Annotated in this window: 11 protein-coding genes and 1 pseudogene; 5 read left to right on the forward strand and 7 right to left on the reverse strand. The window is 71.2% G+C overall.

Going from position 1 to position 11,757, the window contains the following annotated elements:
- Positions 1–47 precede the first annotated feature (47 nt).
- Together IE140_RS21415 and IE140_RS21420 are read right to left on the reverse strand one after the other, a co-directional pair.
- A complete protein-coding gene (locus tag IE140_RS21415) occupies positions 48–581 on the reverse strand; it encodes a PadR family transcriptional regulator (protein ID WP_093437337.1) in 534 nt (177 codons plus the stop codon).
- 47 nt (positions 582–628) lie between these two features.
- Positions 629–2,644, reverse strand: coding sequence for an NADPH-dependent 2,4-dienoyl-CoA reductase (locus IE140_RS21420; protein WP_150196826.1), 2,016 nt, complete (start codon positions 2,642–2,644; stop codon positions 629–631).
- A 226-nt stretch (positions 2,645–2,870) separates the two neighbouring features.
- Here IE140_RS21420 and IE140_RS21425 point away from each other — a divergent pair, with 226 nt between their 5' ends.
- On the forward strand, positions 2,871–3,398 hold the full coding sequence (locus IE140_RS21425; RefSeq protein ID WP_032762552.1) for a DoxX family protein: 528 nt from the start codon (positions 2,871–2,873) through the stop codon (positions 3,396–3,398).
- Positions 3,398–4,009, forward strand: a complete 612-nt coding sequence (locus IE140_RS36530; protein ID WP_189460630.1) for a DUF7144 family membrane protein — start codon at positions 3,398–3,400, stop codon at positions 4,007–4,009. Before IE140_RS21425 ends, IE140_RS36530 begins: the two co-directional genes overlap by 1 nt.
- A gap of 17 nt (positions 4,010–4,026) precedes the next feature.
- On the opposite strand, the gene IE140_RS21435 is transcribed toward IE140_RS36530, so the two are convergent.
- The 3 genes from IE140_RS21435 to IE140_RS21445 all read right to left on the reverse strand — a co-directional run bounded on the left by IE140_RS21435 (position 4,027) and on the right by IE140_RS21445 (position 7,379).
- Complete coding sequence (locus IE140_RS21435; RefSeq protein ID WP_150196827.1) at positions 4,027–6,114, reverse strand: MMPL family transporter; 2,088 nt, start codon at positions 6,112–6,114, stop codon at positions 4,027–4,029.
- 141 nt (positions 6,115–6,255) lie between these two features.
- Complete coding sequence (locus IE140_RS21440) at positions 6,256–6,756, reverse strand: MarR family winged helix-turn-helix transcriptional regulator (RefSeq protein WP_032762547.1); 501 nt, start codon at positions 6,754–6,756, stop codon at positions 6,256–6,258.
- A gap of 44 nt (positions 6,757–6,800) precedes the next feature.
- Positions 6,801–7,379, reverse strand: a complete 579-nt coding sequence (locus IE140_RS21445) for a fasciclin domain-containing protein (RefSeq protein ID WP_032762546.1) — start codon at positions 7,377–7,379, stop codon at positions 6,801–6,803.
- 250 nt (positions 7,380–7,629) lie between these two features.
- Between IE140_RS21445 and IE140_RS21450 the strand changes: the two genes are divergently transcribed.
- Positions 7,630–8,472, forward strand: coding sequence for a DUF1206 domain-containing protein (locus IE140_RS21450; RefSeq protein ID WP_150196828.1), 843 nt, complete (start codon positions 7,630–7,632; stop codon positions 8,470–8,472).
- On the opposite strand, the gene IE140_RS21455 is transcribed toward IE140_RS21450, so the two are convergent.
- Positions 8,457–8,999 (reverse strand): DUF4383 domain-containing protein, encoded by a 543-nt coding sequence (locus IE140_RS21455; RefSeq protein WP_093437329.1) that lies wholly within the window; start codon positions 8,997–8,999, stop codon positions 8,457–8,459. The two genes, IE140_RS21450 and IE140_RS21455, sit on opposite strands and share 16 nt — an antisense overlap.
- A 142-nt stretch (positions 9,000–9,141) precedes the next feature.
- On the opposite strand from IE140_RS21455, the gene IE140_RS21460 reads away from it, so the two are divergent.
- Positions 9,142–10,095, forward strand: coding sequence for a MerR family transcriptional regulator (locus tag IE140_RS21460; RefSeq protein WP_150196829.1), 954 nt, complete (start codon positions 9,142–9,144; stop codon positions 10,093–10,095).
- Between the two features lie 38 nt (positions 10,096–10,133).
- On the opposite strand, the pseudogene IE140_RS21465 reads toward IE140_RS21460, so the two are convergent.
- A pseudogene (locus IE140_RS21465) lies at positions 10,134–10,328 on the reverse strand (cysteine desulfurase-like protein); the annotation flags it as partial.
- 442 nt (positions 10,329–10,770) lie between these two features.
- On the opposite strand from IE140_RS21465, the gene IE140_RS21470 reads away from it, so the two are divergent.
- Positions 10,771–11,712 (forward strand): sterol desaturase family protein, encoded by a 942-nt coding sequence (locus tag IE140_RS21470; RefSeq protein ID WP_150196830.1) that lies wholly within the window; start codon positions 10,771–10,773, stop codon positions 11,710–11,712.
- Positions 11,713–11,757: the final 45 nt, after the last annotated feature.

The raw sequence follows: 11,757 nt of genomic DNA on the forward strand, positions 1-11,757 counted from the left end.
GGCCGTACGTGTGACGCTGTGCGCCGCACCCGTGACGCTCCCTGCGGTCAGGCGGTGTCCAGGTCCGCGATCGCCCGGGTCAGCCAGCCGATCCAGAACGTCTCCAGGTCGATGCCGCCCCGCAGCACCAGATGCCGCAGCCGCCCCTCGTCCGTCGTCGGCGGCGGGGTGAAGTCCCGCCCCTCGATCTCCTCGTACTCCGCCAACTGGTTTTCGTGCAGCGCGAGGTGGCGGCGCAGCTCCGCGCCCATGCCCCTCGTGCCGACGACCGCGGCCGCCCGCATCCGCAGCAGCAGCGGATCGCGGACGGGGCGCGGGTCCTCGGGGAGCGCCACCCAGGCCGCCAGCTCCTCGCGGCCCGCGGGCAGCACCTCGTACTCCTTCTTCTGCCCGCGGGCCGGCACCGCCGTGGGCAGCGCCCTGATCCGTCCGGCCTGCTCCAGTCTGCCCAGCTCGCGATAGATCTGCTGGTGGGTCGACGACCAGAAGTAGCCGATCGACCGGTCGAACCTGCGGGTCAGTTCCAGACCCGAGGACGGCTTCTCCAGCAGGGCGGTGAGAATCGCGTGCGGCAGTGACATGACGTGCATCCTAAGGACGAGGGCTCGCAGGGCCGCAGGGCGAGCGCTCACAGCGCCGCGGCCAGCTCCGTGCCCTGGCGGATGGCCCGCTTCGCGTCCAGCTCGGCCGCCACGTCCGCGCCGCCGATCAGATGCACCGGGACGGCGCCCGCGCTCAGCTCCTCGTACAGCTCGCGGCGCGGCTCCTGCCCCGCGCACAGCACGACCGTGTCGACCGGCAGCACCCGCCGCTCACCGTCGACAGTGAGGTGGAGGCCCTCGTCGTCGATGAGGTCGTAGGAGGCTCCCGCGATCATCTCGACGCCCCGGTGGCGCAGTTCGGTGCGGTGGATCCAGCCGGTCGTCTTGCCCAGGCCCGCACCCACCTTGGTCGTCCTGCGCTGGACCAGGTGGACCGTGCGCGGCGACTCGGGGCGCTCGGGGGCGCGCAGCCCGCCCCGGTCCTCGTACGCCGTATCCACGCCCCACTGCCGGAAGAAGGTGTCGGCGTCCAGGCTCGCCGCGGCGCCGCCGTCGGTCAGGAACTCCGCGACGTCGAAGCCGATGCCGCCCGCGCCGACGATCGCGACCCGGTCGCCGACCGGCGCCCCGTCGCGCAGCACGTCGAGGTAGCTCACGACGTTGGGGTGGTCCGTGCCGGGGATCGCGGGCGTACGCGGCTCGACGCCGGTGGCGAGGACGATCTCGTCGAAGCCGTCCAGGCTCCCGGTGTCGGCCCGGGTGGACAACCGCACCTCGACGTCCAGCTCCGCCAGCCGGGTACGGAAGTAGCGCAGCGTCTCGTTGAACTCCTCCTTGCCCGGCACCTGGCGGGCCACGTTGAGCTGGCCGCCGATCTCGTCGGCCGTGTCGAACAGCGTGACCCTGTGTCCCCGCTCGGCCGCCGTCACCGAGCAGGCGAGTCCCGCCGGACCGGCGCCGACCACGGCGACGCGTTTACGGGTCCGGGTCGGGCTGAGCACCAGCTCCGTCTCGTGGCAGGCGCGCGGGTTGACCAGGCAGGAGGTGATCTTGAGGCTGAAGATGTGGTCCAGGCAGGCCTGGTTGCAGCCGATGCACGTGTTGATCGCGTCCGCCCGCCCGGCCGCCGCCTTCGCGACGAACTCCGGGTCGGCCAGGAACGGCCGGGCCATCGAGACCATGTCCGCGCGGCCGGAGGCGAGGATCTCCTCGGCGACCTCGGGGGTGTTGATGCGGTTGCTCGTCACCAGCGGTACGGAGACCGCGCCGCGCACCTTCTCGGTCACCCAGCTGAACGCGCCGCGGGGAACGGAGGTGGCGATGGTCGGGATGCGCGCCTCGTGCCAGCCGATGCCGGTGTTGATGATCGTGGCGCCCGCCGCCTCGATGGCCTTCGCGAGCGTCACGACCTCGTCCAGCGTCGAGCCGCCCGGCACCAGGTCCAGCATGGAGAGCCGGTAGATCAGGATGAAGTCGTCGCCGACCCGCTCACGGACCCGGCGCACGATCTCGACGGGCAGGCGCATGCGGTTCTCGTAGCTGCCGCCCCAGCGGTCGGTACGGTGATTCGTCGCGGAGACGATGAACTCGTTGATCAGATAGCCCTCGGAGCCCATGATCTCGACGCCGTCGTACCCGGCGAACCGTGCCAGCTCCGCCGCCCGGACGAACTCCTCGATGGTCTCCTCGACCTGCTCGTCGGTGAGGGCGTTCGGGACGAACCCGCTGATCGGGGCCTGGATCGCGCTCGGGGCCACGAGGTCGGGGTGGTGCGCGTACCGGCCGAAGTGCAGGATCTGCATCGCGATCCGGCCACCCGCCGCGTGCACCGCCGAGGTGATCTCCCGGTGCTGCTCCGCCTCCGCCTCGTCTGTCATCTTGGCCCCGCCGGGGAAGGAGCAGGCCCGCTCGCTGGGGGCGATGCCGCCGGTGACCATCAGGCCGACGCCGCCCCGGGCGCGCTCGGCGTAGAAGGCCGCCATCCGCTCGAAACCGCGCTCGGCCTCTTCCAGGCCGATGTGCATCGATCCCATCAGCACCCGGTTGGGAAGGGTGGTGAACCCGAGGTCCAGCGGGCTCAGCAGGGTCCGGTAGGGGCTCATCGGGATCTCCTCCGCAGGGGGCGTCGCGTCAGTTGTAGACCACCTCGAACCGGTTATGCAACAAGTTGCATAATGATCTGTGTCGCAGGAGGCGCCGTGCGGCGTCCGGCCCGCGCCCCGTTCGGCGTAGTCGGCCGCGCCCGCCGAACACCCGCCGACGAGAGTGGGATCCGTACCGGAACCCCCTCGTCAACCCCATCGCCAACCCCTCGCCCCGGGAGTCCTCATGGTCTGCTTCAACCGGCGTGATCTCGGTCTGCTCGCCCTGCGCGTCGGCACCGGCGCGGTGCTCGCCGCCCACGGCAGCCAGAAGCTGGCCGGCTGGTTCGGCGGCGGAGGCATCCAGGGCACCACGGCGGCGATGGAGGCGATGGGGTTCCATCCGCCCAAGCACAGCGCCGTGGCCGCCGGACTCGGCGAGGCGGGCGGCGGTGTGCTGCTGGCGCTGGGCCTCGCCACTCCGGCGGCGGGCGCGGCGGCGGCCGGGGCGATGGCCGGTGCGGTGGCCGTGCACGCACCGGCCGGCTTCTTCGCCCAGGGCGGTGGCTACGAGTACCCGGCGTTCCTCGGGTTCACCGCCGCGGCCATCGGTCTGGCCGGCCCCGGGCGCTACTCCGTGGACCACGCCACCTGCCATGTCTTCGACCGCCCCTGGATGGTCGCGCTGGCCTTCGCCGGCAGCGCGGCCGCGGCCGCCGCGGTGGTCGGCAGGCGGGCGAAGGGGCAGGCGGATCAGCAGCAGGAGACGTCCTGATGAGCAGCGAGGACCCGTCCCGGGCCCCTGGCCCGTCCCGGGCCCCTGGCCCGTCCCGGGCCCATGACCCGTCCCGGGCCGCGGACCCCACCGACCCCACCGACCCGGCCGGCTTCGGGCAGGGGCCCCGGCCGGGGCCAGGTCAGGGCGAGACGCCGTGGCAGCGCGGCGACGGTCCGGCCGGGCGCGCTCCCGCGCCCGACCCGGACAGCCTCTGGGTGACCGGCGGCGTGCTCTTCGCCGGGATCCTGATGCTCTGCCAGGGCGTCGTCGCGGCCCTGGAGGGCATCGCGGCCCTGGCCGACGGGGACGTCTACGGCGATGTCGGCGAGTATGCCTACCGGATCAGCCTCACCGGCTGGGGGTGGATCCACCTGGTGCTCGGCGCCTGTGTCGCCGTCGCCGGGGCGGGAGTGCTCAAGGGGGCGAGCTGGGCACGGGTGACCGGCATCGTCTTCGCCTCCCTGAACCTCTTCGCGCACTTCCTCTTCCTGCCGTACGCGCCCCTCTGGTCGGTGATCGTCATCGCCCTGGACATCTTCGTGATCTGGGCGCTCGCCGCCTACCGGGACCCGGGCTGGGTGCCCGGGGACGCACTGCGGCGCCCTTGAGACCCCTTCTCGGGTTCTCAGGACCTCTCGCGGCTCAGCGCCCCCGGCCACCACGCCTTCGGCCCGATGTCCCGCACCAGCGCCGGGACGAGGAGCGACCGGACGACCAGCGTGTCCAGCAGGACACCGAAGGCCACGATGAACGCGATCTGGAGCAGGAACGCCAGCGGGATCACCCCCAGCGCCGCGAAGGTGGCCGCCAGGACGACGCCCGCCGAGGTGATGACCCCGCCGGTCGTGGTCAGCCCGCGCAGAACGCCCTCCCGGGTGCCGTGGCGCAGCGACTCCTCCCGGACCCGGGACATGAGGAAGATGTTGTAGTCGACGCCGAGGGCGACCAGGAACACGAATCCGTACAGCGGAACCGACGAATCCGTACCGCTGAAGCCGAACACATGGGTGAAGACCAGCGAGGAGATGCCCAGCGTGGCCAGGAAGTTCAGCGCCACCGTCGCCACGAGCAGCACCGGCATCAGCAGCGACCGCAGCAGGAAGACCAGGATCACCAGGATGATCGCCAGTACCACCGGCACGATCAGCGTGCGGTCGTCCTCGGCCGTCCGCTGGGTGTCGTACTGCTGCGCGGTGTAGCCGCCGACCAGGGCGTCCGATCCGGGCACCGCGTGGACCGCGGTGCGCAGCGCGGCCACCGCCTCCTTGGCCCCGTCGCTGTCCGCCGCGTCCTCGAGGGTCGCGTCGATACGGACCTTGCCGTCGACGACGAGGGGTTCGCCGCCCGGCCGGCCGCTCGCGCTCACCGGTGCGGCGGAGGCGACCCCGTCGGTGCGCTCGGCGGCCTCGGTCACCTCGGACAGACGGTCCGAAGAGGCGATGATCACCGCCGGATTGCCCGAGCCGCCGGGGAAGTGCTCGCTCAGTGTCTGCTGGGCCGCCACGGACGGCGCGTCGTTGACGAAGATCTCGTCCAGCGGCACGCCCTTGGAGGTGAGTGTCGGGGCGAACGCGGCACAGGCGATCAGGGCCGCCAGGGTGATCGCCCAGACCTTGCGGGGCGCCCGGTCGACGAGCGCCGCGACCTTGTGCCAGATTCCGTGGCCGCCGGTCACCTTGTCGTCGGCGGGCTTCGGCTTCGCCGGCCAGTAGGCGGTCCGGCCCAGGAGGACCAGTGCGGCGGGCAGGAAGGTGAGCGCGCTCAGGACCGAGCAGACGATACCGATCGCACCCACGGGGCCGAGGGCCCGGTTGTTGGTGAGGTCGCTCAGCAGCAGCGCGAGCAGACCGGCCGCGACGGTCGCGGCGCTCGCCGTGATCGGACCGAAGGACTCGCGCAGCGCGACGCGCATCGCGGCGAACCGGTCGCCGTGGACGGCGAGTTCCTCCCGGAACCGGGCGGTGAGCAGCAGCGCGTAGTCCGTCGCCGCGCCGATCACCAGGATCGACAGGATGCCCTGCACCTGACCGTCCACCCGCACGATGTCGTGGTCGGCGAGGACGTAGACGATCGCACAGGACAGGCCCAGGGCGAAGACCGCGCCGAGGATGATGACGAAGGGCAGCAGCACACTGCGGTAGACCAGCAGCAGGATGACCAGCACCGTGATCAGGGCGACCCCGAGCAGCAGCCCGTCGATGCCCGCGAAGGCGTCGGACAGATCCGCCTGGCTGGCGGCCGGCCCCGCCAGCCGGACCGTCGTACCGGACACCGACGCGCCGGCCTTGTCGACCTCCTCCAGCACCGCCGGCAGCTCGTCCCCGAGGTCCGGGCTCAGCTGCACGATGCCCTGGAGCGCGAGGCCGTCCTTCGAGGGCAGCGCGGGGGAGGGCGTTCCGACGACCCCGTCGCTCCCGGCGAGCGAGGCGAGGGCTCCGGTGGCGGCCTCGCGCTGTCCGTCGTCGACCGGGGCGTCCTTCTCCGCCGAGGTCCAGACGAGGATCACCGGCAGGGTCTCGTTCTGCTGGAACGCCTTCTGGGCGTCGATGACTTGCGTGGACTCGGCGTTCTGGGGCAGGAAGGCGGCCTGGTCGTTGGTGGCGACCTCGCCGAGCTTTCCGGCGTACGGTCCGAGCCCGCCGCCGATGCCGAGCCAGGCGATCAGCAGGACGACGGGGACCAGCCAGCGGACCGACCGTGCAGGGGTGGGCATGTCTCTCCCGAGGGGTGGAGATATCTCGTCGATGAACAATCTCAATCGTTGAAATACATTACGGGACTCGTCCCGGTGATCCGTACGGGGGTGGCCTTCGGCCGGCCCCTCCCCGCGGGACGGACCGGGCTCGGGGCAAGCTCAGCGACGCGTCGGGGGTACCTCGGCCAGTTCCTCGTTCATCGCGGCGAGGAAATGCAGCACGGTCGTCAGTTCGTCCTCGCTGAAGCGCGCCCTGGCCCGTGCCGTGGCCTCGGCGAGCGGCATGAAGTAGTCACGGGCGACGGTCCGGGCGCTCGGCTCGTAGTACACGTGCACCACCCGGCGGTCGGCGCTCTCCCGCGCCCTGCGGATGTGCCCGGCCCGCTCCAGCCGGTCCAGGCAGGCGGTGACCGCACCGGAGGTGAGCCCCAGATGCTCCCGCAGCGCCCCCGGCGTCAGGGGCGAGGGGGCGTCGAGGATGGCACCGAGCGCGCTCACGTCCGTGGGGTGCAGTTGCTGGTTCACCGCGAAGCCGTGGGTCATCCGGTTGATCTCGCCGTTCATCCGGCGCAGCTCGACCGCGAAGGCCTGAAGGTCTGCGAGCGGCGCCTCGGATTCCGAGGCGCCGCTCCGGGTCGGTCGGTCGTCGGCGTGTCTCACGCCCTCAGCGTATAGAACCCCCGCTCAGGGGCCACGCGGTGTTCCTAGGACGGCGGCATCAGCACCGTGTCGACGAGGTTCACCGTGGCGTTGGCCGTCGGCACGTCGCCACAGACGATCTTCGAGGAGTCGTTCACCGTGAACTCGGTGCCGGAGCCCTTCGTGGTGAGGTCGCTCCCCTCCAGCGTCTTGAAGGTGCCGTCCTCCATCTGCTGCGTGGTGACCTTCTCGCCCACCACGTGGTACGTCAGCACCTTGGTGAGCTGGTCCTTGTCGTTGAGGAGCGCCTCCAGATCGGCCTGCGGGATCTTCTCGAACGCGGCGTTGGTCGGCGCGAACACCGTGATGTTCTCCGCGTTGTTCAGGGTGTCGACCAGGTCGGCCTGCTTCACCGCGTCGACGAGAGTGGAGAGTTCGGGGTTGTTGGACGCGGCGGTGGCCACCGGGTCCTTCGCCATGCCTTCCAGGCTGCCCGCGCCCTCCTTCGGTACGGAGGCGCAGGCGGGGCCGTACGGGTCGGCGGGGGCCTCGGCCTGGGCCTGCGGGGCGAAGAACGCCAGAGAGGCGGGAAAGGCGAGGGCCGCGGCGGCCGCCGCGGTGCGCTGCAGACGGGTGGTCGTCATGATGTCTCCTCCGGCGATCGAGGGGGCTTCTCCATCGCCCCACGGGTCTTCTCCGTCATCCCACGCTGACGCGCTTCCGTCCGCTCCGCCTGCCGCATCGATTCTGCGTCGAAACGGACGGTGAATCTGCGTCGAATCGGACTCCCGGGTCTCACCGGATCGGCCGGGGATCGTCACGTCGTCGGTCCAAGACCTTCACCGTGTCGGACCTGCACTGCATTGATCCGCCGCACGGGGGCAACCGGGTGACATGAATAGCCGTTCAGTATCAGCGCAGGGACGTGGCCAGGCACGGCGTGCCGCGAACAGCGACGCCATGGAAGCGGCGGGCCGCGCCGGTTTCGTCGCCCGCGGAGTGATCTACGTTCTCGTGGGCTTCCTCGCCCTGCGGATCGCGTTCCCCGGAGGCGACAAGAAGCAGGCCGACCGGGGCGGCGCGGTCGCGGAGATAGCCGAGAAGCCTTTCGGGACGGTTCTGCTGTGGGTACTGGGCACAGCCGTGGCGGGCATGGCGCTGTGGCGCCTGTCCGAAGCGCTGTTCGGCGGCGCCGGACCCGACGAGCACAGGCCGGGCAAGCGGGCCATGGCGGCGGGCCGTGCGGTCTTCTACGCCTTCGTCGCCTACTCCGTGCTGTCCTTCGCCGCCGGGGACTCCGGCAGTGGCGGCGGTTCGTCCGACCAGCAGTCGCAGGACATCACCGCCAAGGCACTCGGCTGGCCGGGCGGTCAGTGGATCGTCGGGATCGGCGGCGCCGTGGTGGCCGGTGCGGGCCTCTGGATCGCGGTCCGGGCCCTCCTGCGCAAGTACCACAAGCACCTGAAGCTGTCGCAGATGTCCCGCCGGGTCCGCCGGGCCGTGGACGTCACGGGGGTGTTCGGCGGAGCGGCGCGCGGCAGCGTCTTCGCCGCGGCGGGGGCGTTCGCCATCGCCGCCGCCATCGAGCACGAGCCCGACAAGTCCAAGGGGATGGACGACACCCTGCGCTCTTTCGCCGACACCCCGGCCGGCCCGTGGCTGCTGGTGCTCATCGCCCTCGGACTGGTCGCCTTCGGCGTGTTCTCCTGGTTCAACGCCCGCTACCGCAAGGTCTGAGCGGATCCGTCCCGCAGCGGGCCGCCCGCCGTCGCCCTTCTGCGGGCGGCGGCTTCGGCCGCCGCCTGCTCGGGGTGGCGGCGACGCCAGTACGGGTTGTCGTGCGGCAGGCCGCCGGTCACCCGCCCGTACATCCCGAACGTGAGGATCAGCAGCCCCATCAGGAAGCTGAAGATGACGTTCGCCATGCTGAAGTCCAGGATGTTCGCGGACCGGTCGAGGATGAACAGGTGGACGAAGCCGCTGAGCAGGAAGAGTGAGCCGACGGTCATGTTCACCGTGGAGGCGACATTGCCGCCCACCGCCGCCCCGGTGATCAGGACCGCACCCACGAGCAGCGAGATCAGACTGAGGAGCCCGTTGGACGAGAGTCCGGCGATGCTGCTGCCGTCGGTGTCGAAGAAGCTCAGCTGATTCGCGAAGCCGAGAGACCCGAACACCACGAGGATCACCCCGCAGAGGCCCGCACCGATCCGGTACACCGACGCCAGCCGGTGATCGACGGGGAGTTCGTCGCTCAGTTTCATGACCGTCTCCTGTGTCTCGTGTCGCTTCCCGTGCCGCTCTTCTTCTCGCTCCTGTCCCGGTCGCTCCTGTCCCCGGGTCTCAGCGAACCGCCCGAGGGCCCGCCGGACAACATGCGTCGTTTTTGCGTCGTATGGTGGATTTATGGACCTCACAGGCGACCTGCTTGCGGAAGCCCCGGCCGACGGAGGTCTGACCACCGGTGCGGTGGCCCGCCTCCTGGGCGTCGCACCGACGACGCTGCGCTCGTGGGACCGCCGCTACGGCATCGGCCCGGCCGCACGGCAGGACGGCCGGCACCGCCGCTGGACCGGGGCGGACATCGCCGCTCTGCGGCACATGTGCGCCCTGACGAGTTCGGGCCTGCCACCGGCCGAGGCGGCCCGCACCGTCCTGGCCGGGGCGGCCGGCTCCCCGGAAACACCCCGGCCGGCGCACGCTTCCCGGGCTTCCGGGCCGCTTCCGGTCGGCCGGGCCCGCCAGGAGTGCCGCGGTCTGGCCCGGGCCGCCGTCCGGCTGGACGCGCCGGCCCTGGACGAGCTGCTCACGGCGGTGCTCGACCGCTACGGACTCCCGGCCGCCTGGGACGAGGTGATGATGCCGGTGCTGCACGCGGTGGGCCGTAAGTGGGAGACGGAGGGGGAGCGGTACATCGAGGTCGAGCACCTGTTGTCGTGGCACGTCTCCGGCGCACTGCGCGGGGTCGCGGCCGGACGGGCCCCCGCTCCCGGAGCGGGCCTCGCCCTGCTGGCCTGCGCGCCCGGCGAGACCCATACGCTCGCCCTGGAGGCGCTCGCCGCGACCCTCGCCCAACAGGGCCTGCCGGTACGCATGTTCGGCGCCGCCGTGCCCGCCGGGGCCCTGGAGGACGCGGTCCGGCGCACCGGCCCCGCCGCGGTCGTGCTCTGGGCGCAGTCCCGGAGGACGGCGAGCCCCGCGCTCGTGGCCCGGCTGGACGCGATCGAGTGGGGCGTACGGGGTGCGCGCAGACGTCCCGTCGTCTGCGTGGCCGGACCGGGCTGGGCGGGGCGACAGCCGCCGGGGGCCCGGCATTTGTCCGGGCTGGGCGACGCGGTGGACACCTTGGGGACGCTCTGACGGCTGTCGGTAGCCCAGGAAGTCCGCCGGCCCCGTCACAGGGGCCGCTCCACATCGTCCGCGTCGTTGTGCGCGGACAGCCCGACGCGCAGGCCGCCGCTCTCGCCGAGCCCCAGGCGCCGGGAGGCCTCCAGGGCGTGGAACGATCCGCCGGGCGCGTGCACCCCGGAGCGGGCGAGGGGGCGGTGGGCGTCCGCCGCGCCCCGGCCCTCGAAGGTCAGCAGCAGGGCGGGGAGCACGCGGAGAGGCCGCTCGCGCGCGGGCGCACGGCTCCCGGCTCCGATGCACGCCCGGGCGTGGGAATTCTCCCCCCAGTGCATCGGAATGCGCCGTCGCCCGGCATCGCGATGATCCTACGAAGTAATTTCTCCGAAACGTGAGCTCGCTCGGTTGTGCGATCCTTTCCGTATCGTATTCCGTGTAAAAGGTGTCGGTCGATTTCTCCGGGTCGGGCGTGATTAAAGCCGCGGGATCGGGAAATAGATGATCTGGGCTGATGGGGTCGGGGGCATCAGTTCACGCCACGGCCGAATTCCATCGGAGCCGGGTGTCTGAAAGACATCAGCGCGGGGCCCTGGTCGCCCCGGAGTTCATCGAGACTCTCAGTACGGTCTGGCCTGCGCTGATGCGGAAAATTGGTCTCTCCCGGTTGCGTTCCCTTGTGGGGGGTCACGTATGGACGAGCGCGAGCGCGCCGCCGATGGCGAAATTCATTCGGCCGACTATTCGGTTCCCGGGAAGGGGACGACAGGAAATTCGGTATCCCGCATTCTCTGTGTCGTCGCCTACCCCGTTCTCCTCCTCGCGGTCGTGTGCGTCGCGGCGTTCGCATTGCGCCTGCGATGGGATCCGGCGTGGGTCAGTCCGATTTTCCTGATCGGGGTGATCGCCTACTTGGCTCTCCTGGAACGGCTGATTCCTTACGACCGGAACTGGCACCCCGAAAAGGCCGAATGGCGCTGGTACGGCATCTACTTCCTGCTCACCATGGCCGGAAGCGGACTGGCGCAACTGCTGGTCGCCCTGGCCGTCGGGCTGGTCTCGCCCGAGGATCCGGCCCACCACCTCTGGGCCGAGATCCCGGGCGCCATCCTCACCGGATCGCTGGTGAGCTACGCGGTGCACCGGCTGGGCCACCGGAACGCTCTGCTCTGGCGACTGCACGGCGTGCACCACGTGCCGGAGAAGGTCAACGTCGCCAACAACGGTGTGAACCATGTGCTGGACATCGTCCTGGCGCAGGGTCTCGTCCAACTGGCCCTGGCCGTCGTCGGCTTCTCCCGCCCCGCCGTGCTGGTGGCCGGACTTTTCGTCGCCGCGCAGGGCTACTTCGTCCACGCCAACATCGACGTACGCATCGGTCCGCTCAACCATCTGCTGGCCGGCCCCGAGCAGCACCGTCTGCACCACAGCACCGATCTGTCCGAAGCCGGTCACTACGGCTCCGACCTGTCGTGCTGGGACCACCTCTTCGGCAGTTTCACCTGGCGCCCCGGCCGCGAACCCACCGCCGTCGGCCTCCAGGATCCCGCCTCCTTCCCCGCGACCGGCGAGATCCTCGCCGCCCTCCTGCACCCCTGGCGGCGCAGACCCGCACCGCGCCCCGGCCCGGAGTGACCGGCACCGCTGCCCCGTGCTTCACCACGACTCACCGCACCACGA

It is taken from the genome of Streptomyces parvus, from assembly GCF_014648875.1.
In the GTDB taxonomy this organism is placed as follows: Bacteria; Actinomycetota; Actinomycetes; order Streptomycetales; family Streptomycetaceae; genus Streptomyces; species Streptomyces parvus.

Bases quoted from the DNA above. Each gene is read 5' to 3' on its own strand.
- IE140_RS21445 (WP_032762546.1), bottom strand. From the start codon at position 7,379: ATGACGACCACCCGTCTGCAGCGCACCGCGGCGGCCGCCGCGGCCCTC.
- IE140_RS21420 (WP_150196826.1), bottom strand. From the start codon at position 2,644: ATGAGCCCCTACCGGACCCTGCTGAGCCCGCTGGACCTCGGGTTCACC.
- IE140_RS21470 (WP_150196830.1), top strand. From the start codon at position 10,771: ATGGACGAGCGCGAGCGCGCCGCCGATGGCGAAATTCATTCGGCCGAC.
- IE140_RS36530 (WP_189460630.1), top strand. From the start codon at position 3,398: ATGAGCAGCGAGGACCCGTCCCGGGCCCCTGGCCCGTCCCGGGCCCCT.
- IE140_RS21435 (WP_150196827.1), bottom strand. From the start codon at position 6,114: ATGCCCACCCCTGCACGGTCGGTCCGCTGGCTGGTCCCCGTCGTCCTG.
- IE140_RS21425 (WP_032762552.1), top strand. From the start codon at position 2,871: ATGGTCTGCTTCAACCGGCGTGATCTCGGTCTGCTCGCCCTGCGCGTC.
- IE140_RS21455 (WP_093437329.1), bottom strand. From the start codon at position 8,999: ATGAAACTGAGCGACGAACTCCCCGTCGATCACCGGCTGGCGTCGGTG.
- IE140_RS21415 (WP_093437337.1), bottom strand. From the start codon at position 581: ATGTCACTGCCGCACGCGATTCTCACCGCCCTGCTGGAGAAGCCGTCC.
- IE140_RS21460 (WP_150196829.1), top strand. From the start codon at position 9,142: ATGGACCTCACAGGCGACCTGCTTGCGGAAGCCCCGGCCGACGGAGGT.
- IE140_RS21450 (WP_150196828.1), top strand. From the start codon at position 7,630: ATGAATAGCCGTTCAGTATCAGCGCAGGGACGTGGCCAGGCACGGCGT.